A 24791-nucleotide genomic window follows, 5' to 3' on the forward strand; every position below is an offset into this window, starting at 1 on the left:
TCGAATAGTAGGATTGGGCAAAAAAAAGACTGCAAAAAATTGCAGTCTTCTAACATTTAAAGCAGTTCAAATTGTACTTGATGTACGTCAAGTACATTTTTGCCAACAAATATAATAAACTCTCCAGACTCGGTACCAAACTCCATGTCTTTCATATAGTAATATAAATCACTTCGTTGAATGGAAAACCTAACGATTTTTTCCTCTGCTGGTAATAATTTTACCTTTTGATATTTTTTCAGTTCTTTGACTGGTCGAACAACTGAACCACTCACATCTTGAATATATAATTGAACAGTTTCCTGACAGTCATAGTTTGATTTATTTTTCAGTTTGATAGAAACAGTCAAGCTATCAATCATTTTTTCTGAGCTTAAAGTCAAATCAGCATAGTCCACTGTTCCATAACTCAAACCATACCCAAATGGAAATAACGGTGCATTTGAACTGTCTAGATACTTCGTAACAAAACGACCTCTATGTGTGCTGCTGTTTAGTGGGCGACCTGTTTTGAATTCATTGTAGTACATCGGTAATTGTCCAACATTTTCCGGAAACCCCATACTAAGTCTTCCTGATGGATTGACCCTGCCAAATAAAATATCTGCAAGTGCACTTCCGCCTTCAGTACCTGGAAACCATGCTTGAAGAATCGCATCCATTTGTTCGACCTCTTTAGTAAGCGTCAAAGGACGGCCACTAATCGCTATCAAGATATTCTTTTTATCTAAAGCAACCATCTGCTTCATAAATTCTTTTTGTATCGTAGGTAAAGAAATGTCTGTACGACTTCCAGCCTCTCCACTTTGCATCGTATGTTCACCCATCGCATAAATAATGACATCTGCATTTTTACCTGCTTTTAGAGCTTTCTTTAGAGCATCCGCTTGCTCTTCATCTGTCATTCCCAACGAATGAATCTGTTCACTCGTTGCCCCAAATTCACCTAAAAATTGATAATCTGCTAAAAGCCCACAGCCTTGTTCAAAAGAAAATGTTTCATCTGAAAGCTCTTTTTCAAGAGCTGACTTAATCGAAACAACATCGGAACTTTTTCCATGAACAGCCCACAAGCCAATCAAATCTTGCTCATCCCCATATGGACCGACCAATAAAATTTTGTCTTTGTTTGGCTTTAACGGAAGAAGTTTATCTTTATTTTGTAATAAGACAATCGATTCTTGTGCAACCTTTCGGGCCAATTTTCTATTTTCTTCTGTTAATAATATTTGTTTTTCTTGTTCAACAGAACTTCCCCGATAGGGATCTTCAAACAGACCTAAATCATTTTTCAATTTCAAAACTCGCCATACAGCATCATTGACTAAATCAGGATCGATCGTTCCTTCATAAATCAACGGCTCTAACTCATTTGCGTAGCAGCCAGTTTTCATATCGATATCGTTGGTTGCCTTCATGGCCAATATTGTTGCTTCACGTTCGTCACTTGCTACACCATGTGCAATTAATTCTTGGACAGCAGCATAATCAGAGATGATTACTCCGGCAAAGCCCCATTCTTCTCGCAAGATTTCTTTTAGTAGAAACTCATTACCTGTCGCAGGCATTCCATCGTATGTGTTAAAGGAAGTCATAACTAGTTTTGCTCCTGCATCTACAGCAGATCTATACCCGCTTAAATAATCTTGTCTTAATCGACGTTCACTCATATCAACAGTATTGTATTCTCGTCCTGCCTCAGCTGCTCCATAAGCAGCGAAATGCTTCACACAAGAAGCAATTCCTTCAAAACCTTTTCCTTGATCCTGTTGTAAGCCGCGAACCATTGCTTTTGCAAAATCTGCATTTAACTGAGGGTCTTCTCCTGTTGATTCTAGGCAGCGACCCCAGCGTGCATCACGAACTAAATCCACCATCGGCGCATATGTAACGTGAGCACCTGCAGAACGTGACTCTCGAGCAATAATTCCATAAGCCTCTTCAATCAAATCCGGATTCCAGGTTGCACCTAGCCCTAAAGGAATGGGAAAGATCGTACGATAGCCGTAGATAATATCCGCCATAAACAATAATGGAATTTTATGGTGGCTTTTTTCTAAGTATTTCTCTTGAATCTTCCGAGTTGTTTGTGCACCCGTCACATTCAAAACAGAACCAACAACATCAATTGTTTCTTGAGTAATTCCCAGTTTCTTTTTCGGTCCAACCGCTAACTCTTCACTATGATAGAAATCACCGGATAATTGGACTAATTGACCGACTTTTTCTGTCCAAGTCAATGAATCTAGTAACCTTTTTAGTTTTATTTCCTGCATTAGTCCTTAACTCCTTCAGCTGCTTGTTCTTCTTTGTAGGTTCGCAAGTCTAATCGTTTAAACCATGGATACCATAATATTGGTGATAACACTAATTGGATAAATAATTGTAATAAGATAATTGAAATACTTCCTTCAACCGCCGCATGGAAACCGATTGGCAACCCAAAGATTGCTTGAACACCCATAAATTTAGCAACGATCCCTAATTTTGTCAGTACATAGGCAATAATCAAAGCAATTGTATTGTTCGTAATGAATGGAAATGCCAGATCAAAATTCAGTACTAATGGGGTTCCGAAAATAACCGGTTCCGTTATTCCAAACAGTGCCGGAACGATTGATATTTTCCCAATTTGACGATATTGCTTGCTCTTAGCCCGCATCATCAGCAAAACTAGTCCCAACCCTAAACCGCTCCAAGTGATGATATTAAAAAAAGCTAATCCGACGATATTGGGCGGAGTTAACCCAGCCTGAACAGCATTTAGATTTTCGACATCCATCGCTAACCACAATGGTGTAACCAATGGCATGATGACGTTGGTCCCGTGAATTCCAAAAAACCATAACACTTGTTGCAATAGACTCAATAAAATCATAGCTGCAATTGAGCCGCCCACACCTTTCAATGGTTCTTGGATGATACTATAGACAAATTGATGCATACTGCCAAATGCAGTTAAACTAAATAATAAATCAACAATTGCAAATAAGAGTCCAATCAATATTGTCGGAATCAATGCTTCAAAGGTTTTCGTCACCATTGGAGGAACACCCGCCGGCATCTTGATCGTCCAACCGCGATGTTTAATCGCTAGATATAATCGAGCACTTACAATCCCAACAATCAAAGCTGAGAATACTCCTTGAGCTCCTAACCAGTTTGTCGGAATCCCCATTGAATCATCAGTCATTTTTCCTAAGGGTGTAATAATCAAAAATCCAATCAATGAAATAATCGAAGCAGAAATCGGATCTTCTTCTTCATCTAGCTTTTTTACTAAATGATAGGCAATCAAGACTGCGATATAGACCGCCAAAGCACCAAGTGTCATCGTATTTACTTTAGACAACAAATCGGTTAATTTATCCAATTTAGCTAATGCTGGTACCATACCCATTAAAACAACGATCAATACTGACATTGAACCAATGAATAGTGGACCCAAGGTTGCCATCATAGCTCCTGAAATTGCTTGTAAATAAGGGTTGGCTCCTAACTTATCAAACCATGGATTCAGTTTGCTAAATAGATTTGTGATTTTTTCTTTCAATGTTGCTCCTCCTCGTCAAACGAATATTTATAACGCTTTCATTATAGAATCGTTGACATGTCTATGTCGTTCCGTTTTTTTACGACAAAGTGGAAATTTAATTACTTTTTTTTAGAAATTGCTTACGAAACTTTTGTGGCGACATGCCAAACTTATTGCGAAAAACATTGTAAAAAGTTTTATTCGTAGCGAAGCCATTATTCAAACCAATTTCCAGGATCGTTTTGTCTGTATCGCGCATTTCTTTATACGCTGCATCCAATCGAATAGAGTTGAGATATTCAGTAAATGTGATCCCCATAAACTTTTTATAAAAGCGAGAAAAATAAGAAGGATTATAATTAAATATTTCCGCTACCTCTTCGATCATCAAATTTTGTGTATAGTGATTTTGAATATATTGATTGACTATTTTCATTTTCTCCAAATACTTAAAGGATTTGATTTCATAAATATCAACACTAGAAAATGTATTACTTTCGCAGAGAATCGCTAATAATTCATAGATCTTCGATTTCACGTATAAATGATTCACTAAATCAGAGGAGGAAAAATTATGATAGATAAATAGCAAACACGCAAGTGCTTCTACATATTGCCGATCTGGAATAGCCTTAAATAGAAACTTCTTTAAGTACTGCTCCTTAGTAATCCTTTGCAGGTATTCCAAAGGAAACTGGATCACTAAGCATTCTCCTAAAACAGGGCTCCTTGTCGAATGAACATGATTCGAATTGATAATAATAAATTCCTGTGATTTCAGATGATAGGTTTGCCCTGCAAAAATGACTTCTAGCTCACCTGAAAAGCAAAACAGCAACTCCAAGCTTTCATGCCAGTGGGGTGGAATCAAACGATCCGATGATTTTGAATGAAACGAAAAAATTTTATAAGGATAATTATCTGTTGGTGAGATTTTTTCATACTTCATGCTGTTACCTCGCATTCCCAATTTTCTTACTTGTAACGTACCCAATCCGCTAAAATTAAGCAAAAGAAAAACTCAAGGAATAACCATACCGGTCTTTTCCTCGAGCTTTTAAGTTTAATCTAATCCAAACATATTTCAAACCTAAATATCCAAAATCCCTTTAATCTTTCGAAACGATACGCCATAGATGACCACTTGGTAAAGAATCACCAAGCCTAATAATACAGTATCTATCATTAGCGCATTCATTTCATTGCTGGTAAATTGACCATCATTCGTGCTAAACATCAGCAGGGTAAAACCATAGATTAAAATCGCAGCCAGAACCGTGGGTAAAATAAAGAGTTTATTCAACTGGCTAAGTACACATTTTCGAATGTAGTGGTTATTTGCCCCTAAACGTTTCAAATCTTCGAACAGTTGTTGATTAGATAATCCAATGGTAATGCTGCGGGTATAGGAGATTACACCGACAGCGGCCAAACAAATAATCGCGACAAAAATGAAAACTAAAAAGAAAACAGCAACACTTTGGAAGAATGTATTCTCTATCAGTACTTTCATCGCAGGATAATACTTCCAATTATCCATTAATTCCAAGTTATCCACTGAAAGCTTAATTTTTCTATCATAGCCATAATCCTGATTACTTTTCTTAGCTTTTGCAGATTGATAGGCATCGTAGGCGTTGAAGACGGCCATTTTAGGTGAAGCCTTTTCTATAAATTCCTGATAGACGTCCTGAGCAAATGGATAGGAAGCTTTTACATCCGCCACATTAAAAAGAATCTGCTTCGTCTGATTCGCTTGTGTCAGGTTGGTTTTGATTTTTTTGTAGTCCTGATCATTTAAGACATAGCGTCGGCTTCCTTGGCTTACCAGTGGTTGATAACGAACGATCCCCTTGAAGGTCACTGAAAGTTTTTCTTTGGTGACTGGATTTGTAATTTGATCCATATCATCATCCTTTTCAAAAAAGCTTTCCGCTTCTTCTTGCCCTTTCACACGATAATATTGACCTTGAGGGATCGTCAAATCGTTGTTGGTTTCCCGATTAAAGGTAGTCACGTCGATAAAGTCAGCTAACCGATAATCTTCGATATATTCTTCGATCAATTTCCCATCATCTGTCCAATCGCGTTCCACTCCGCTGACCAACAATTCCGAAAAAATGATTTCCTTGTACGCTTTGATTGTCACCTTATGTTTTTTTGCTAAGCGATCAAGGTCTTGGCGATCTACTTCATCTTCCCCATGATTATAGTGCAGTTCGTAATCTACCGGACTATTTGAACTAGCATTCGTCGCACTGGCTAACTGCGGCGGATAAAAACAAGCAAACAAGCTAGCCGTCAGCAGCAAAGCGATAATACTCATATTACGCACTGTTTGGCGGCCTTGAAATTTCATCATATTAGATGCGATCAAGTCATTGTAATACTTCTGCGGATTTCTTCCTCGTTTATTTTTCATGATGGCATAGGTCATAATGCGATATATACCAATCAAGGAAAGCAGGTACGTAACATTCCAAAGTCCCGGCAGCAAGGTCCCCATAGTACTTGATACGACCTTTGGCACCACAAATCCTAATACGATCCCCGCAATTAATAAAATAATCCCAGAGAAGCCATACTTCGCAGTAACTGGATGCAGCGGTTCATTCTTATGTTCATGATACAAAATCTCCATCATATCGGTTCGCTGAACAAAACGATAAAGTTGAAACAAGACCGGTACCATCGAAACGAGTCCAAAAATCAAACCGATCGCTACACCTTCAATAGTCAAGCCAAGAGACATCTCACCAAGGTTCACCAAAATAATCCGAAAAATCTGCCAGATCAAAAAGGCTAAGCCAATCCCAAGAACCACTCCTGCCGCAATACAGCCAAGCATTAACTGCAGCAGCTCGATCGTCAGTTTTTGCGATAAATAGTTTTTCTTTGCGCCTAACGCAAGGAAGACTCCGGTCTCTCGGCTTTTGTATTTTAAGAAAAGATTGGCCGCGTACATTATGAAAATCAAACAGCCGACGATCGCAATCGCAAAAATCATCATGACTTGCTTGCGGCTATCGCCACCAACGGGCAGTGTTTGCTGCACGATCGTGCTGTACAGCATCACTGCATATGAAGTAATCAGCAACACAGAAAAAGTCATACAAAAAACAAATTGCAGGTAATTTCGCTGATTGTATTTCCGTAATTTCTTTAATAGATCAGACATGGATAACTTCATCAGGATTTCCCTCCAATTCTTTTAGGACATGAAGCAGCTCATCAAAGAATTGTTGTCGTGTCCCTGTTCGTACCAGCTCTGTAAAAATATTGCCGTCCTTCATGACTAATACCCGGTCACAGTAGCTCGCCGAAAAGGTATCATGAGTGACCATAAAAATCGTCGCCCCTAACGTATTCTTCGCTTCAATAAATGCCTCGATCACGGTATCCCGTGATTTACTATCCAAATTCCCAGTCGGTTCATCGGCTAATAAAATCAGCGGATCATTCATCAAAGCTCTTGCTACCGCCGTTCGCTGCTTTTGGCCGCCAGAGATTTCAACTGGATACTTATTGGCAATCGCGTCGATCCCAAATAATTTAAGCAGCTTCGTAACCTTTTGCTCCATTGGCCGATAGGGGGCTTGCGTGATTACTTTCGGTACGCAAATATTTTCGAAGATCGTTAAGCCGTCTAGCAACATAAAATCCTGAAAGACAAAACCGAGTTTCTTGTTACGCACCTCAGCCATTGCCTCTTCATCCAAATTAGCTAATAGCGTATCGTCTAAACGAATCTCGCCTTTTTCATAAGGAATAAAACAAGAAATACAATTTAATAAGGTCGTTTTCCCACTTCCTGATGGCCCCATCACCGCAACAAACTCACTCTAAGCGACAGTAAAGGAAACATCTTTCAACACATCATACTGGACCCCGCCAGTCTGGAAACTTTTATACAAATGATCGACTGTTAACATTTTTTTACTCCTCCTTGTTTTCTATACTCTTATTTTAAGCAAGTTTTCGGGATTTCCCCATGGCGCATTTTGTAAACTTTGACCTGTTTACTGTCATTTTTGACAATCCTTTAATGATATAATGAGTAAAAAACGGAGGGTAGCTGAATGTTAGAGGTTGTTTGTTGTGATGATGAAAAGGAAATGCGTAAAGCATTGACGAAGATAATCGAACCAGAATTGCAGCTGCAGGGACACGATTATCAGCTGCAGGAATGTTCTTCGGGGGAAGAATTACTTACTATCAGTCGGCTAGAAGCCGTCGATCTCTTTTTTTTAGATATTGAGATGAAACAGTTAGACGGCATCGAAACAGCGAAACTGATCCGAAAGGTTAACCAGCATGCTGTAATCATCTTCATCACAGCCTTTGCGGATTTTGTCTTTCAAGGGTATGAAGTAAAAGCATTGAATTATCTTTTGAAGCCGTACAACGGGAAAAAGATCATTGAGGTTTTACGTACAGCTTTAAAGGAATTAGAGTCAGAGCAGCCGCATTATTTTGTCATTGAACAAAAAGCTGGAGTCACCAGAGTCGCATTGAAGGATATCTGCTACTTCACTAGTGATCGGCGCATGCTGACAGTAGTAACTACAACTGATTCCTATACCTTTTATGGCAAACTGAACGAGCTGGAATTACCTAGCCAATTTCTTAGAATCCACAATCGTTATTTGGTTAATTTGAACTATGTAGACCAAGTCGAAGCGGTGTTTCTTTATTGCAATCAAGCCCAATTACCCATCAGCCGAAAATATCGCCAGTCCCTCATGATCAGCTTTGCAAAAAATATGTTAGGGTAGGTGATTGGATGTACTTTCTCGAAATAGCTATCACCCAAGGCGCGGCGCTCTTTGGAACTTATTTTCTCTTTCAACTGATTGACACGTTTATCCCAATTAAGCAAAATAAATTTTTACAATTTCTGCTTTTTCTTATTACTTTTTTAACCCTATCAATGCCGATTTATCCTAACGATGCTATCAACGTAAGTATCCTATTTCTGGCTTTTACTAGCTCCTTTCTCTTATTCCTAAAGGGGCCGATAACTCATAAAATATCCTTAGTACTATCTTTGTATCCTTTTATCATCGCACTGAATTTTTTATTAGAAGATATCGGACTGAGAATTTGGGTAGCTAGCGGACGATTTCTTACTATGGATTATTTTTTACACGGAACAGCGCACTTGCTGCGAGGGGTGATCTGGTATGGAATGTACCAGCTTTTTCGTTATGCGATGCCGTACTCTAAAACACAGATTACTCAAAAATTATGGCTGATTCTGGATCTGATTTGTTTAACACCGTTAATCGCGATGATCAGTTTCATTATTTTCACTCCTTCAGACACAATAATGATTTATCCTGCTTCATTGGCGTGCATTCTGACGAGTATTTGCAGTCTCTATATGACAGGACACATCGCCAAAAGCTTCCGTTATAAATTAGAGAATCAAAATTTTCAGCTGCAAAAAGATTATTATCAAGAACTAGAGGGCAATCAAAAGCAATTACGCAAGATTCACCATGATATGAACAACCATTTTGGCGTCATGCTTAATTTGCTTCGCGATGAACAGCCAGAACAAGTCGAAAAGTACCTGGCAAACTTAACGGAGCAGCACATCCTCTCCAATCATATTTTTTGTAAAAACAGTATCGTCAATGCTGTATTGAACGCGAAACATCAATTGATACAAGAGTATCAGATCGCGTGCTCCATGCAGTTAGATATCGATACACTGCTAACGATTGATGATATCGATCTATGCTCCCTCTTCGGTAATACCTTAGACAATGCGATCGAAGCAGCGAGACAAGCTCCAAACAGAGAAATCATAATGAAGGCGAGGTACTATAACGGTTTTTTCAGCTACGAGATAACGAATACCAAAAAGCATCAAATCAAGAAGCGGGGTTCACGTTTCTTCTCCACTAAAACCAAACCGCAAGATCATGGCATCGGCTTGCAATCCGTCCGATCGATTGTTGAAAGCTATCATGGTACATTAGATATCCGCTATGATGAGGAGCAGTTCTCCGTGACCATCCTGATCAGCGACATTTAAAAAAGCGAAGTGATTCCTATATTGAAATAGGCCACTTCGCTTTTTTGGATTACAATAACTCTTTTCTCAACGTCGCATCATCGACTGGTGATAAATATTTTGGTGCGATATCCAATACGGTAAATGCTCCGAATTGTTTTTCTTCTGCTAATCGCCCGCACGCTCTCGCGTAAGCAACTAAAACACTGGCGGTAAACTCGGGATTGCTTTCTAATTGCAGGTTATACTCAATCACTTGCTTCGTATTCTCATGTGTCGTTCCTGTCCGCAAGACCGTTCCGCCATGAGGCATCGCATGGTGATCCCGTGCCAACTCCTCCGCTGAAATAAAATGAACGATCGTATCGTATTCATCAAAGTAATTCGGCATCGTAACGATTTCTTCTTTGATGGCAGCTTCGTCAGCCGCTTCTTCCAAAACCACAAAACATTCCCGCAAGTGTTTGTCTCGCGTCGTCAGCTCCATTTTCTCGCCAGCTTTCAATTTCTCGATGACTTCGCTTTTAGGAATCGTATATTGAATCGCGTCCTTAACACCTTCGATTCTTCTCAATGCATCGGAATGTCCTTGACTGACACCTTTGCCCCAAAAAGTATAGGTCTCGCCTTTTGGCAAAATACTTTCCGCATATAAACGATTCAAGCTGAACAAGCCGGGATCCCAACCGGTCGAAATAATGGAGACCGTCTGATTTTCTTTGGCTACTTGATCCACAGCGGCAAAGTGCTCAGGTATTTTCGCATGGGTATCAAAGCTATCAATCGTATTGAAATTTTTAGTGATAGCCGGTGTTTGAACGGGCAAGTCAGTCGCCGAGCCGCCGCACAAAATACAAACATCGATTTTTCCTTTTTGTGCGTTCAATTCATCTAATGTAAAGGCTGGTGCTCCTTCAGTCGCAACATTAGCGGGATCTCTTCTGGAAAATACTCCGACCAATTCCATATCCGCATTCTGTTTCAATGCTCGTTCGACTCCGCGTCCTAAATTTCCATATCCGACAATTGCAATTTTGATCATCCACAATTCCTCCTAATTCTTCCTGTCTGGTTCATTAAAATTATACTATAAAATGAACGATAGTATTAAAAAAATCTCATTACACAAAAAAGAGGTGTGACAAAAGTCTCGTCACACCTCTTTAGCTAAGCCTCTATAATAAATGATTGTCTTTCAATACATCGCCGATATACGTATCTTCCACTTTCTTCACAAAGTGTTCCAATACCTTCTTCTCAACAAAAGGCAGATCCATTTCAGAAAGCTTCTTGCGATCGCTTAAATAATAAACGGAATTAGCTAAAGTCCGAAGATCATAAGCCGATGCGAAGACTTCCGGTACGCCGCGTTCAATATCTAAGAACGAATACACGGCCTCCATCGCTGTCCGAACAGAATATTCTGTAGTGAAGACGGTATCTCGTTCTGTTTCAGCGAAATTTCCAATAAACGCTAAATTTTCCGAGCCGTTCGGAATGACTAATGGCCGATCGCCGGGTTCCCGCAGCATGAAATATGACGTGATAAACGGCATATAAACCGGGGTGACAACACAGGATTCTTCTGAAAATTTCTTAATATCCGCTTCGGGTACACCTAAGTGATACATCAATTCTTGCACGATCTCTTGACCGCTGCATTGCTCGATCGGTTTCTTGATGTAATTTCCTGGTGTATTGGATAATAAACCATATACCCATGTCACCGTCTGTTGATCCTTTTGTTCTTTAAAATGCGGTTGACGATGTGTCGCAAAACTCATCAACCAGTTGGAATCTTTGATGGTAATGATTCCACCAGTCACGACTCTGCCAGTCCGTAATTTACGCTGTGTCAAACGTGAGATATACGGTTCAATATCAAAGTTCTCCCATGTAACTGTCGCCGAAACAAACCAGCTCTCATCTGGCAAATTGTCGTAAAAAACTTCTGGATGACCGAATTCATCAGATTGTTTCGCCAAGTTCTTCCATAAATTCCAGCTGCCGCCTAATTCATGGGTGATCGGTGCAGGCGTATGATGATCGCCTTCCGTTGAACTTTCTGTGATCGAGCCATTTGTAACAAAGACAAGATCCTTTTCTGTTAGATTGATTTCTTCTGCTTTTCCTGAACGGGTCAATAAAATTTTCTTCGCCACTTTTTTATCAGGTGCTGCTTCAACTTGAATATTGTTGATTGTCGTTTCGTATTGGAAATCCACTCCATGGTCATTCAAAAATGACAATAGCGGCTTCACTAGGGATTCATATTGGTTGTAGCGCGTGAATTTCAAAGCAGTAAAGTCTGGCAAGCCTTTGATATGATGGATAAAACGCATTACATAGCGGCGCATTTCGATTGCTGAATGCCATTTTTCAAAGGCGAACATCGAGCACCAGTACAACCAAAAATTCGAAGCGAAGAATTCTTCACCGAAAACATCCTCGATCTTTTTGCCGATCAATTGATCCTCTGATGTCATAAACAAATCAACGAGTTCCTTCTGGGCTTTTTTAGATAAGGTAAAATCACCATCATCCTCTGCACGTTCCCCGCGATTATGGATGATCCGACAGTTCGATGAGTTTGGATCATCATGGTCTAACCAATAAAACTCATCTAAAACAGATGCGTCTTCGACTTCCAATGACGGCACTGAGCGGAATAAATCCCATAGACATTCAAAATGATTCTCCATTTCACGGCCGCCTCGCGTCACAAAGCCGTCATGAGGAATAAACTTGCCGTCCAAAGAACCGCCAGATAAAGAAAGCTCCTCAAAAATATGGATGTGTTCGCCCTTCATTTGGCCATCTCTGATCAGAAAAACGGCGGCTGCTAAGCCAGCCAATCCCGCACCGACAATATAAGCGCTCTTCTCATCAACGCCTGCTGGTTTTCTCGGTCTCGCAAAAGCTTCATAGTTTCCATTCGTGTATCTCATGATGTTGCCCCCTTCGTTTTGTTGTCTTAAGCTTATCAACTCAAAAAAACAAAGGGAAATGAGACGCTTTCACTTTTTCAAAATACTAGACGTTTTTGCCGATTTGTCAAAAAAATGGCGCAGCTCTCTCGTCTTTTGGATTTTATTCTGACTTACTGACAGCGCCACAGGAAAGCTACTTCCTTTTTTTCTTTCGCTTCTTTTTGCCGTTCTGTTTATCCACTTCCCTTTTAAGATACCTGTTCTTCCGGTCGTTATCAATCTGCGTTTTGCTTTTGCCAAAACGATTATAGGACGCATCTGGTTTTTGCGGTGCTCCGGTTGATTTGCGGCGCTTTTTATTTGAAGTATCTGCGGCAGACTGCTCATCCAACTTATCCGAAGTTGGATTTTCTGGCGGTTCAGCTGCTCTGTTGGAATTTGAGTCTTTCTGCGACAATGCCGCCCGCTCACTAAGAGATTCTTCTGAAGACGTTTTTTTCGTTTGGTTTGGCGGAGCTTAGGCCACTACAGTTTGATTTTCGGTCTTTTTAGTTCCCTGCTTTGGATCTGTCTGCTTTGGTTTTTTTTCTGGTTGCGAATTTTTTACGGTGGTCTCGACAGGCTGCTTTTCAGCTGTTGAAGCTTGCAGCTCGGCCGCTTTTTCTACTTTTCGATTATTATATGAGGAAGCGATAGTAAGCCCAGGTGTTTTATAGCTGACGAATTCCACAAATTTTCTGACTCCCGCATTTTCAAAGACGGTTAACGTCGATAGAGTGCGTAGGATATTGGCAGTCAGCTCTTCGTCTTTCGTCGGATCAACATCAGGGATAGTCAATTTATGCTTCTTTCCGTCGGCATCTTCAAAAATTGATTCCACATGATAAACAAGACCCTCCCTACAATTCGTGAGTGTCCCGGCCTGTTCTAAAAAGTTCGTATAAAAACGCGCTTCTTCTGTATACGCGAAATAGTTTTCCTTATTTTTAAATAATTTTTTAACGAGCTCTTTCCATTCGCTTCCGTTAAAATAAGTTTTGAAAAATGGACTGTATCGACGCATTGTGTCATTTGGCTCCAAAGTTAGATATACTTCTCGAATCAAATCTTTCAGCTGTTCTGTAAAGGTCCCTTTGCTAAACGAATTACGTACAAGAATCGCCACCATGTACTGAATCAAGTGCTCAATATTTTGGTTCTTCGTATAAAAGTCCTGTACTCTTTTGGTTAGGTTTTCCTTCTTCATTAGAAAAATCTGCCGTTGGCCTAATTTCACTGCGTCCATATTTACATCCTCCATCTACTAAGAATCATTACTAATATGATATAACTAAAATAACAATTCTGTAAATAGGTTTCAGGAATACCTTTATTTTTAATTTTAAATAAAACTGTTGGATAATAGAGTAAATTCAAATATACTCAATGATTCATCTTCGGTAAAATTACAAAAAAATAACAGAAATCCAGAATTATATCTAGATTCCTGTTCATTATAACTAGGCCTCTTGTTCTGTCATAATGACCGGACCCTCTTTAGTGATAGCAATTGAATGCTCATATTGTGCACAAAAACTGCCGTCCAACGTCCGAGCGGTCCAGTCATTTCCATCGATCCCTGCTTCCCACGTTCCAGTCGTGATCATTGGTTCGATCGTGATCGTCATACCTTCTTTTAGGCGCGGTCCCTTACCTGCTGTTCCAAAATGCGGGAAAAACGGTTCTTCATGAATTGTTGGGCCAATGCCATGTGCTAGAAAATCTTGTACAACACCATAGCCCTTCCCTTCCGCATACGTTTGAATCGCATGACCAATGTCTCCTACGCGATTACCGACTTGAGCCTGTGCGATCCCGATCATCAAAGCTTCTTTCGTCACGTCCATCAATGCTTGATGCTCCGCTGTGACCTCACCGACAGCATAGGTCCAGCAGCTGTCAGAGATCGCACCATGATAATCGACACAAAAATCGACCTTCAGAACATCGCCAGATTTTAACCGATAATTTGATGGGAAGCCATGACAGATCTCGTCATTGACGCTTGTACAAGTCGCAAATTCATACCCTTCAAAGCCGATTTGCGCTGCCGTCGCCCCTGCTGCTTCAACCTTTTCTTGAACGAATTGATTGATTTCTTTTGTAGTAATTCCTGGAACGATGATCTCTCGTAATTGCTTATGGATGCCGGCTAAAATAGCACCTGATTCCTTCATTTGTTCGATCTCTCTGCTTGATTTCAATGTGACCATTTGATTGCTCCCTTGTTCTTATTGATGTATTTATTTTTCTTCTATATATACTAGTTCGTATGGTACTGAAAAGTTATACCACGGAATACTTTTGAAGGAAAGTACGAACACTTTCTATTTATTATTCGTTTGTCGTCCTTAATTTGAGCTTAAAGTTTTCCAATGGCCCGCTTTGCCAGACCTCGTCATTTTTCAAATACACTTGACCGTATTCAATGATCCAGCCATGAAGGTTTTGAGCCTTGAGGGTATCCATCGTCTTCGGCCAAACGATGTTGCTTTTTAATTGTTTGTACCCGGTAGAGGCAAAACCAAATTTCTCAAACATCCGTTGCGCATACTTGTCCGCGATGAAGGTCGAATGTTCAAAAACATATACCAATAAGGCATCCGCCGTCTCTTCGCCAATTCCCTTGATCGCTAACAGTTCTTTCCGCAGCGCTGAAAACTCCTTGCGGGCGGCTTGTGCTAATTCAAAATGATACCCCTCCAGCCAAGTCAATAAAGCGATGATCGTATTTGATTTTCCTTTATAGAATCCGCTTGGACGAATCAGATCCTGCAGCTCTTCCCTATCCAATGCCAAGATATTTTCTGGCAAAAACTGAGTCACTTCATATAGATTAGTCAACGCGTAATCCACGTTGCGCCAATTCGTATTTTGGACCAGCACTGCCCCTAACAAAATCTCCCATTTATTATCTGTGTCCCACCAGCGTTTATGCGCCATCACCTGACCAAAGGCTGCATATAATTCTTCAATATTCGTAACCATTTCTCATCCTCATCAATCATTTGTTTTGCTTTCCTCATCCTCAATTATATTAGAAAGCGTCTAAATATGCTTGCAGCGTATCTGCTAATTTCCCAATATGAAGGCCATCGACAAAGGAATGATGGGCCTGGACAGAAAAAGGCAGAATAATCCGTTCATCCCGTTGGAAGTATTTTCCCCAATCGATCAACGGAGTCGCATTGTCCTTTTTGCCAGCATTCGTATGAGAAATATGAGTAAAAGATACCCACGGCATGGGCGAAAATTGAAAAATATCGGTACCCAATGGCCCAGTAAAGTATTCCTTCTGTTCCTCCGCTATTTTCGTTGCCGAAGTCACGTAGGCCTCCAGCGTTTCTTCCATTGGAACATTCACAACTTTGAAAAGCTCCGTTTCTTTATCGAGATACGTAAAGGCCGTATCGATCTGGTCATACAGCACCACCTCGCCATCAACGAACCGATAACGAAACTCTTCGATTTGATTGGCGCAACAAGTTACACTATAGATCATCGCAAACGTGAAAGAGCTGCCCTTTTCTCGAATTTTATTTAAAAAATTTGTAATATCCAGCTCAAACGTGACACAAAAAGCCGGCTCCACGCTGTCTCTAAAAACCTTGCAATGCATCGCCCGCTTCCAATTCTCCACATCTATCCGAACAAATTGATTGCTCATTCTGACACCTTCCTCATTCTTTTTTCATTTTTCTATTACCTATAAAATACAATGAAACAGAAGGCAAAACAAATCCGGCTAGCAGATTCGCTAACCGGATTGTTCAAAATTATTTTTTGCGTTTGAAGTAGATTACTCCGCCTGCAACAAGTATTACTAAAATACCAACGATAACTAAGATAGTTGATTTTTGTTCGCCTGTTTTAGGTAGATACGTATGGCTGCGTCCGATATAGTTAGTAGAAGTAGCATTTGTACTATTCTTTCCGCTCGCCTTCACATTTTCTTTCCTGACGGTAACCAATTGCTTCTTCGCTTCCGTTAGTTGGAAGGTCACCGGTTTTGTATTCAATACATACCCCTTAGGAGCCTCGGTTTCCGCTAATTGGTACTTCCCTGGTTTCAGATCCGTCACAGCAAGGTTTCCTGTTTCATCGGTCTTCAAATTGTCTTTTAAGACCTTGCCTTGTTGATCTTGTAAAGCAAATGTCGCATTTGCCAATCCTTCGCCAGTCTTGCTGTCGATTTTTCTCAGTACAACAGCACAAGTCAGACCTTTATTCGTTTTCTCTACTCGAACAGGGCTTGTTTGGTTCGCCTTTATCGTGAACGTTACTGGTTTTGCATCCAGCTTATAGCCAGCAGGCGCTTTGGTTTCAACAAACTGATAATCGCCCGGATCTAAGTCTTGTACCGCTAAACGGCCGTTATCATCTGTGCTCATTTTTTTATCAGTATCAATCGTTTTACCTTCTGATGTTTGCAAAATGAATTTTGCTCCAGCTAAAGGCTGATTGGTTGTTTCATCGACTTTTTCTAAAATGACGCCTTTATCGATCGTTTTATTAGTCTTTGTTAATTCGATCGTTTCTGAAGTATCTTTCACAGTAAATTTGACTGGTGTCGTATCCTTCACATACCCTGTTGGTGCTTCGATTTCCACCAGTTGGTAAGTTCCAGGCGCCATCGTCTCAAGTGAAAGCTTGCCAGATTTGTCGGTCACTAAGTCAGCATCTGTTTTAATTACTTTTCCTTTGCTGTCTTGTAATTCAAAGGCAGCACCAGATAAAGCTTTTCCTGTTTTTTCGTCTGTCTTTGTCAGTGTGATCAAACCTGGTACAGCCGGTGATTTGGTATTTGTTTTTTCCACTTCAGCAGCCTTCGCTTGCGCTTTCGTGATCGTGAACTCAATGGCTGATGGATCTTTTTCATAGCCTGTCGGTGCTTGCGTTTCGACAAATTGATAATCACCTGGTGCCAAGTCGCTTACTTCCAGAATTCCATTCTCATCAGTAGCCAAATTATCTTTTACAGGATTTTTATCGCTATCCTGTAATTCGAAAATTGCACCCTTCAATGTTGCCTTCGATTGTTCATCGACTTTTGTCAGTCTTACTGCTCCAGTAGTCAATTTATTGGTTTTACTTAGATTAACGACTTGTCCTTGGCGTTCAGTGATCGAGAATTTAATTGGTTTTTCATCCAATTGATACCCCGTTGGTGCTGCTGTTTCCACAAACTGATAATCGCCTTTCGGCAGATCCGTCACTTTAAACTGCCCAACGGAGTCCGTTTCATGGTCTTCACTGACAATTTCGCCATCAGCTTTTTCTAATTTGAACTTGGCACCCGCTAATGGTTCTTTCGTTTGATCATCTGTCTTCGTAAGCTCCACACTGTTTGGAATCGTTTCTTTGTTGACGACTTCTATTGTAGCCATGTCTTCGGTCAACGCGATCGCTTTGCCCGTTTCATAATCAGGATTGATCTCATAGCCATTCGGTGCTTTGCTTTCTTTTAATAGATAGTTGTCCAATGGCAATCCCGTAAAGGTTACCTTGCCGGTATCATCTGTATCGGCTTTCAGACCTGTTTCTGTACCGTCTTCTTTTAAGATCTCAAAAGTCGCTCCTGCCAGAGGCTCATCCTTCTCATTTACTTTCAAGACGGATAGATCAGCAGTCTTCACTACCCCAGTCCCACTTCCACTGGTAAAACTCAAATTGACGGTTGTATTGGCTTGTCGGTAGTAAACAGGCAACGCGCCATAGCTTGTAGAATTTACCTGAGACACATTTTTGACTCCGCCAGGAAACTCGCTGACAGTATTGTATTTTACTTGAATGTTGCTCTCCGCTTTGTAATCAGAAAAAGCAATCTTGAAGGTATTGCCCGTAATAGTCAAACGGTAATGATCCGTACTGATCTTTTCACCAGTGGCCGTGTCAGTCACAACAAAAGAAGTTGGATCATAAGCTGCATTGGTCGTTCCTGGTGTCAAAGTATCTGTGATCTCAGGATCTTCCACGGTCATATCAGCTGAGATATTTCTAGTCGTAACCGTCCAATTCGCCACGTTTTCTTTTGCTGGATCTTTCGCGACTGATTTTAGCAATGCGTTTTCGTAATTATACGCATAAAGTGTCGTTTTATATTCTGCTGGTGCCTTCGTGTCATAAGTCACTTTCGCGACATTATCCAAGCGGCTGTAGACATACCAGTCTCGCTTAATTCGTGTCTGATATTTCACGTAAACCCGTTTAGCACCTAAGTTGCCAAATTCCAGATTAACCTGGTTGTTTTCAGTATCAATCTTCGTCGGGTAAACATCTGATCCTTCTTGAACAAGGTTGTAATCATTCGTTAAATAGCGTGTCATATTGTCGATCATCGACTGACTAGTGACTTCTTCAAAACGCAGAGAACCTGGAACTAACTCTGTGCCGGCAGGCAAACTGTCTTCCATCTTCGTCAGATTGAATTTGGCCCCCGTGGAATTTAAGAAGACCAGCCAGTTTTGATACAAATAGTTGCCAGATGTACTTGCAGTTTGAGCAATTTTTGCTCCGCCAGTGTAATACGGATCGACGAAGGTGCCCTTTGCCTCATATTCGATGACACCTGGTGTGTCTCCATAATTTAATGTTGCTTTATTTTTGATGTCCGTTCGCTGATCAGATGTTTCGATCTTCGTTTTGATCGTGATAACCAATGTATCCTTCAATTCATTGTAATCACCAAGAAAATCGATTCGCACACCACCATTAAACTCATCCGGCGCACCGTTGACATTTGGTTGAGCCCCAACTGGTGAGCCGTTCTCATCAAATCGGGTTACTTTGTAATCAACATTTTCAACCAACGGAACTGATTCAGTATCAGAGATTTTTTTATTAATCGTCAATCCAGTGTAGTCCTTGACCGCACCAATAAAGTAATCATGAACAACCGGTTTCTTCATTGTATATTTCTCAGCATTGACGGTGATGTTCCATTCCATCGTCCGATTGAAGATATCGATCGTTCCGGCTTCTTTTGATAACAGATTTGGAATCAGACTCACTTGTGCTTCTTTCGTGACCGCTCCATTGGTTACCTTATTCTTAATCACACGTTCGGTCGGATCAGTAATTTTAGTCGAGTACTTGATCACGTATGCCTGCGTAGTATTCCCTTTAGGTGTAAAGGTTAATGAACCCGAGTTGTCAGGTGAAACAGTAAAGTCGCTTGCTCCATCACCTTGGGAAACTACATCGTAGCTGTTTCCGGTACTATAATTGAAACCAACTTTTTCAATACTGATTGAACCAGGTACCAGCTCAACTCCCTGATCTGTTAAATCTGTGATCAGTTGGGAAGCACTAGTTAGATGCTGTTCGTTAAAGTTGTACTTGATCTCCCAATCGATGGCACCAGTATCTTGATTAATCTTTCCTTTTGCTTCTAAAGGCTGCAAGGTCACAAAAGTTTTAGACGTAGAGGAAGAATTTAGCTGGCTGCCGTTTTCAACGGTATATGAATACGCGTAAAAATAGTTGTACTCATTGCCTGAGATAGATTCATCCACATAGTTCTTTCCATCAATTCCAGAAACAACCGATTCGGCAATGATCGCCTTTTTGCCGATATCTTTAAGCATTTTGATTTCTGCCGTCGCGCGAGTCGTACCCGCATTTTTATAAACAATTTCATAATCAACATCTTTGGTTAATAAAGTTTTACCGCCTACCAGCGTGCCGTTAAAATCAACATCACTGGCATAGACATTAACAGAATCAAAGCTGATTTTACTATTACTGTTATAAGCTTCGATTTGATATGTCCGATTGGTATTATCTGTTCGATCCAAATTGAAGGCCGACGTTAGATTCGATTTCTTAGGATTTAATGTGTCCATCGTTAAAGCTGTGCTGTTTTTCCCAGGATCAACACTTGAAGTCATTTCTATTGAGAAAGTCGTTGGTGTTGGTGCTGTATCGAAAACCACCTTTTGGCTTTCTTCATCAATTCCTGTCACCTTCTCTAATGAAGTAACCAGTGTTAGATCATAAACCTCAGAAGAGACATTATCTTCTAAAAAGGTAATCGTCAATTCCTTTGTGGCCGCATTGATTGACCAATTTGCCGAGGTCATCGGACTGAAATCGCCGGAAAGATCTTTGGCGATCGCTACTTGAGCGGGCAATTGTGTCGTGAATGTATCACCGGCTTGATAACTCTTATTTGAAAAAGAGAATTTTAACGCCAGCTTGATCCCCGTCATATTCGGCAAGGTATCATTTGGCTGAACTTCATCTCCATTGATTTTGTACATTTTTACTGAACTGAAGATATTATCAGTAATTGCTGCACGTGCTTGTTTTTTGGGTGCCTCTTTATTTTCTGATTCTGTTGTTGCTTTAGTCGCTTCACTCGAACTCGTAGAACTGCTTTTTTCAATGGTTTTATCATCGCTGATGGCTGATGCCGTCGTTGATGAAGTTGAAGCAGCCGTTTTCACTGAGGAGGAGATAGTTTCTTTAGACGCTGTTGAATTTGTTGTTGCTTCAGTTGTTCCTTGCGCGTAAGCAAAGGCTGGACTAAGCGTTTGTAAAACAAGTAACACAATCAACCCGAGTACCACTAATTTGTTTCTCATAATCGCTAACACCTTTCATGATTTTTTGCTGACCGAAAGCGATAACAGTGACTACTATGAATTACTTACGATTCGTTTCGTTATACAAATAATTTAAATATAATCGCTATCAGTTAATAAATTATAAAACACCGTTAATATTAAAACAATACCAAAAGCTATTTTTCATTTATAACTCCTAATTCTTTAATTAAAAATAAAATTGAGTTATTTTCCGCTTTAATTCCTTTACAAACAAAAGATGCTGGTAAAATTACCAACACCTCTGTTGTATAACGAAATAATTGGTTAACGTTCAACGATTCTTTCAGTCTAGCCAATGTTCTTCATGATTATCACTTTTTTTACTAGCGTTAACGTGTCAATTTCTTTACCTGCCGTCGGCTGATTTGTCACTTCTTTCTTGTTCAAAATCAATCACAATTCGAAAGGCCTTCGTATTCACGGCCTCTTCAAAAGCCGTTTCGATCTGACTTAGCGGATAACACTTCGTTACGAATGGTTTTACATCGATAATTCCATGACTGATCAGGCGAGCCGCCCGAATGAAATCCCGCTTATTAGAGTTAGCGGTTCCTTTGATCTGCTGTCCTGTTTTGTGAATAGAATCAAATTTGATTCCCACAGGTTCATCTGGATAATAAGAGGAGTATAAAATCATCGTCCCAGTGTTAGATAGGTTCTCTACTAATTCGGGAATCAACTGGGCGGTCGGTATCGTATTAAAAATGATTTGCGCACCCAAGTTCTCCGTATACATCAGGACTTTCTCTGTTAGATTTTCTTTTATAGGATTCACGACATGTGCCGCTCCGAACTCTTCCGCTAATTTCAGCCGCTCTTCATTCGGATCGGAAACAATGACGATCGCCCCTCTTTTTTGAGCCAGTTGTAAATGCAGCAGCCCCATGATTCCCGCTCCGATAATCAAGACATAATCACCAAAATCCACCGCTGCTGTCTCCACACTATGCAGTACACAAGATAAGGGTTCTGTTAATGATGCCTCTTCTGGACGAACATTTTGATAACTGAAAATATTGGCCGGATCAACCAAAAGATATTCGGATAATCCCCCCATTCCTTTATGGGGCAGCCCCAGCTGCTGTTTTCTGTGATCAAAGTTCAGACAGTTCTGCTCTTCGCCTATCCGACAGTAATAGCAATGACCGCAGGCTAAATTTGTTCCAAAAACAATTTTGTCCCCTGCTTGCCAATCCCCTGCAACCGTTTCGCCGACCTGCACGATCTCTCCTGCGATTTCATGTCCGCCAATAAATGGAAACACGACCTTTTTAACACCGGTATATACACGCTGCTCCCAAGTGCAGATGGCACAGGTATCGATTTTCATTAAAATCTTATCTTGCGGAACTTCAGGCAGGGGCGTCTCTTCAATGACTACATTTTTTACATCATAAAATACTGCTGTTTTCAAACTTACTCGCTCCTTTATCTTTGATCAAACATAAAAAAACCGACATCAGAAGAAATGGCGCTTCTTTCTAACGTCGGTTTCCGTTTATATCGAGTTCACAATCAAACCGATCGCAGCTAGAATCGCGCCGCCAACGATTTGGATAACCAATACTTTGGTTGGTGTATATTTTTTATGTTTCAACAAATAATACGTCAGTAAAGTTACACCCAGCGGCAGGATGCCTTTTACCAAAGCATCCAGCACATCCGTTTGGATCGAAAGGCTCTCTTTCCCGCTAAGATGAATACTTAACGGTGTGGCGATCTTAACAAAGTTCGCAGCCAGCGAACCAATAACGATCGCCCCCAAGGTTTGCGAGAAGGTCATGATGTAAGACAAACGGCCGCCTGCCATCATCTTTTGAATGCCTTCTTTCCCTTGCTCATACCCTTGAATCCACAAGAAATACGCGATGACGGTCATAATGATCCAATGAAGCGCGAAGAATAAAACCGGCCCCATAAAAATGTTCCCTTTAGCTCCGAAAGGCAGTGTGAACGAAAGTAAGATTGGGATCAAAGTTCCTTGCCATAAGGTATCACCGATCCCTGCCAGCGGCCCCATCAATCCAGTTTTCAAACCGTTGATGGTCTGATCATTAATGTCTGCCCCTTGCGCCCGCTCTTCCTCCATCGCAATGGTCATCGCTAAGATCGGACCGCCAAATGAAGGCTCCGTATTGAAAAACTGCATATGTCGTTCCAACGCAGATTTCATTTCATCTTCGTCTTTTCCATATAATTTCTTCAGGATCGGACTAAAAGCATGGACGACACCCGTAGCCTGCAGCCGTTCATAGTTGTAGTTCGCATGAGAAAAGAAGGTCCAGCGCCAGAACGCTTTGACAACGTCCTTTTTCGTTAATAACTTTTCTTTTTTTATTTCTGCAGTCTGTTCCATTATGCCAGGCCTCCATTCTTATCTTTCAAATATAATTCTGTGAAGACATACCCGATGATTCCCGCAAATACAGCGATCGGTACGGAAGGCAGACCAGAATAAGTCGCCAACATGAAGCCAAACGTAAAGAACAGTAATGTTCCTTTACCATTCATCGCGCGCAAGTTCATCGCGATCCCCAATGCCGGTAAAATACCGCCGATAGCCGAAAGAACATCTAACGGACGACCACTCAACGCATCAACGATCCCTTCCACTGCGTCGGCGCCCAAGTAAGCAGCTAACGCAACAGGTACAACAGTAATCAAAAGTAAAAATAATTGCGGTGGAACAATATGAAGCCAATTGATTCGATCGATTTTTCCTTCTTCAGCTGCTTTATCAGCCATATGGACAAAAGTGATATCCACCGTCATATGGGCTACCCAAATCAAAGTTCCTAACAACCCGATCGGTACAGCTAATGTAACTGCGACTGCGGGTTCAACCTTCGCTGCCATTGCTAAAGCGGTTCCAAGAGTCCCTGCAAGTGCCGGGTCCATCGCGACAGTTCCGCCGGCTGAGATAAAGGCTAAATACGGCAGGTTAATGGCCGCTCCGATGATACAGCCTTGAACCGGATCGCCCAAAATCAACCCGACTACGGTCCCGTTCACTAATGGACGCATCCAGCCATGCGTCCCGACTAATGAAAGCCACGGCGTTCCATTGATTCCAAGATAATAAACAACGCCGATTAAAACTGCTTGGATTAGACTAATTTTCATTTCTCCACTTCCTCATTAATTATTTTTATAGCAATCCTTCAATTGCTTGCGAACCTTGATCTGGAATAACATGGATCTTCATTTTTACATTTTTGCTGACAATGTTTCTGAAGGTTTCTTTTTCTTCTTCCGATGCAGAGATATTTTTATAAAATGTTTTCCGGTCTTTTCGTGCGCCCATCCCGCCGATAATGATCTCATCAAAGCTCACACCGTTTTCGATCAGCTGCCAATAGGTTTGAGGTTCCTTCGCCAACACAATGACCTTGTGGCCGTCAGGTATATTCGCCAAAAGCTTCGCCCCATCTGCGACGCCCAAAATCGACAGCTTGATTCCATTCGGCACCGCCATCGACATGATTGATTTAGTAAACTCGTCGCCAGCCGTCGCGTCATCCACGATGACGATATGGTTCCCTCCAGTAAATTGCAGCCAGGCCGTCATTACCTGCCCGTGGATCAAACGATCATCGATTCTTGCTAAAACGATTTCTCCCATTTCTATGCACTCCTTCTTCAATATGTTTCCGTTT

19 protein-coding genes are annotated in these 24791 nt (G+C 40.8%); 2 read left to right on the forward strand and 17 right to left on the reverse strand.

Features of this window, described 5'->3' with window-relative positions; genetic code table 11:
- Positions 1 to 56: 56 nt before the first annotated feature.
- The 5 genes from bglX to IGI38_RS11550 all read right to left on the reverse strand — a co-directional run bounded on the left by bglX (position 57) and on the right by IGI38_RS11550 (position 7362).
- Positions 57 to 2276 carry a beta-glucosidase BglX gene (gene bglX, locus IGI38_RS11530; protein WP_438730122.1) on the reverse strand — a complete coding sequence of 740 codons (2220 nt, stop codon included), beginning with the start codon at positions 2274 to 2276 and terminating at the stop codon, positions 57 to 59.
- The gene (locus IGI38_RS11535; protein ID WP_438730125.1) at positions 2276 to 3553 is read right to left on the reverse strand and encodes a PTS sugar transporter subunit IIC; all 1278 of its coding nucleotides are present in this window, start codon (positions 3551 to 3553) and stop codon (positions 2276 to 2278) included. Before IGI38_RS11535 ends, bglX begins: the two co-directional genes overlap by 1 nt.
- Before the next feature lie 97 nt (positions 3554 to 3650).
- A complete protein-coding gene (locus tag IGI38_RS11540) occupies positions 3651 to 4484 on the reverse strand; it encodes an AraC family transcriptional regulator (protein ID WP_438730128.1) in 834 nt (277 codons plus the stop codon).
- 141 nt (positions 4485 to 4625) lie between these two features.
- The gene (locus IGI38_RS11545; protein ID WP_438730131.1) at positions 4626 to 6725 is read right to left on the reverse strand and encodes an FtsX-like permease family protein; all 2100 of its coding nucleotides are present in this window, start codon (positions 6723 to 6725) and stop codon (positions 4626 to 4628) included.
- A complete protein-coding gene (locus tag IGI38_RS11550; protein ID WP_438730134.1) occupies positions 6706 to 7362 on the reverse strand; it encodes an ABC transporter ATP-binding protein in 657 nt (218 codons plus the stop codon). Before IGI38_RS11550 ends, IGI38_RS11545 begins: the two co-directional genes overlap by 20 nt.
- A 252-nt stretch (positions 7363 to 7614) precedes the next feature.
- Between IGI38_RS11550 and IGI38_RS11555 the strand changes: the two genes are divergently transcribed.
- Both IGI38_RS11555 and IGI38_RS11560 read left to right on the forward strand, forming a co-directional pair.
- A complete protein-coding gene (locus IGI38_RS11555) occupies positions 7615 to 8310 on the forward strand; it encodes a LytR/AlgR family response regulator transcription factor (protein WP_438730137.1) in 696 nt (231 codons plus the stop codon).
- A gap of 8 nt (positions 8311 to 8318) precedes the next feature.
- The gene (locus tag IGI38_RS11560) at positions 8319 to 9578 is read left to right on the forward strand and encodes a sensor histidine kinase (RefSeq protein ID WP_438730140.1); all 1260 of its coding nucleotides are present in this window, start codon (positions 8319 to 8321) and stop codon (positions 9576 to 9578) included.
- Positions 9579 to 9627: 49 nt separating this feature from the next.
- Here the strand turns inward: IGI38_RS11560 and IGI38_RS11565 are convergent, their stop codons facing one another.
- From IGI38_RS11565 to IGI38_RS11620, 12 genes are all read right to left on the reverse strand, one after another.
- The gene (locus IGI38_RS11565; RefSeq protein ID WP_438730143.1) at positions 9628 to 10599 is read right to left on the reverse strand and encodes a diaminopimelate dehydrogenase; all 972 of its coding nucleotides are present in this window, start codon (positions 10597 to 10599) and stop codon (positions 9628 to 9630) included.
- A 133-nt stretch (positions 10600 to 10732) separates the two neighbouring features.
- Positions 10733 to 12505, reverse strand: coding sequence for an oleate hydratase (locus tag IGI38_RS11570; protein WP_438730146.1), 1773 nt, complete (start codon positions 12503 to 12505; stop codon positions 10733 to 10735).
- Between the two features lie 175 nt (positions 12506 to 12680).
- A complete protein-coding gene (locus IGI38_RS11575) occupies positions 12681 to 12944 on the reverse strand; it encodes a hypothetical protein (RefSeq protein WP_438730148.1) in 264 nt (87 codons plus the stop codon).
- A gap of 60 nt (positions 12945 to 13004) precedes the next feature.
- Complete coding sequence (locus IGI38_RS11580; RefSeq protein ID WP_438730151.1) at positions 13005 to 13772, reverse strand: hypothetical protein; 768 nt, start codon at positions 13770 to 13772, stop codon at positions 13005 to 13007.
- Between the two features lie 214 nt (positions 13773 to 13986).
- Positions 13987 to 14739 carry a type I methionyl aminopeptidase gene (map, locus tag IGI38_RS11585; RefSeq protein WP_438730154.1) on the reverse strand — a complete coding sequence of 251 codons (753 nt, stop codon included), beginning with the start codon at positions 14737 to 14739 and terminating at the stop codon, positions 13987 to 13989.
- A 121-nt stretch (positions 14740 to 14860) separates the two neighbouring features.
- Positions 14861 to 15514: an endonuclease III domain-containing protein gene (locus tag IGI38_RS11590; protein ID WP_438730157.1), complete on the reverse strand. Its 654-nt coding sequence runs from the start codon at positions 15512 to 15514 to the stop codon at positions 14861 to 14863.
- Positions 15515 to 15563: 49 nt separating this feature from the next.
- The gene (locus IGI38_RS11595; protein WP_438730160.1) at positions 15564 to 16193 is read right to left on the reverse strand and encodes a CatA-like O-acetyltransferase; all 630 of its coding nucleotides are present in this window, start codon (positions 16191 to 16193) and stop codon (positions 15564 to 15566) included.
- 109 nt (positions 16194 to 16302) lie between these two features.
- The gene (locus IGI38_RS11600; RefSeq protein ID WP_438730163.1) at positions 16303 to 21111 is read right to left on the reverse strand and encodes a SpaA isopeptide-forming pilin-related protein; all 4809 of its coding nucleotides are present in this window, start codon (positions 21109 to 21111) and stop codon (positions 16303 to 16305) included.
- Positions 21112 to 21481: 370 nt separating this feature from the next.
- Entirely contained in the window at positions 21482 to 22549 is a 1068-nt protein-coding gene (locus IGI38_RS11605) for a zinc-dependent alcohol dehydrogenase (protein ID WP_438730166.1), read from the reverse strand.
- An 84-nt stretch (positions 22550 to 22633) separates the two neighbouring features.
- Positions 22634 to 23491, reverse strand: a complete 858-nt coding sequence (locus IGI38_RS11610) for a PTS system mannose/fructose/sorbose family transporter subunit IID (RefSeq protein WP_438730169.1) — start codon at positions 23489 to 23491, stop codon at positions 22634 to 22636.
- On the reverse strand, positions 23491 to 24258 hold the full coding sequence (locus tag IGI38_RS11615; protein ID WP_438730172.1) for a PTS mannose/fructose/sorbose/N-acetylgalactosamine transporter subunit IIC: 768 nt from the start codon (positions 24256 to 24258) through the stop codon (positions 23491 to 23493). The genes IGI38_RS11610 and IGI38_RS11615 overlap by 1 nt, the downstream gene beginning before the upstream one ends.
- Positions 24259 to 24283: 25 nt before the next feature.
- Entirely contained in the window at positions 24284 to 24757 is a 474-nt protein-coding gene (locus tag IGI38_RS11620; protein WP_438730174.1) for a PTS sugar transporter subunit IIB, read from the reverse strand.
- Between the last annotated feature and the right edge of the window lie 34 nt (positions 24758 to 24791).

Origin of the sequence: Enterococcus sp. AZ128 (genome assembly GCF_051714485.1) — a bacterium.
GTDB lineage: Bacteria > Bacillota > Bacilli > Lactobacillales > Enterococcaceae > Enterococcus_A.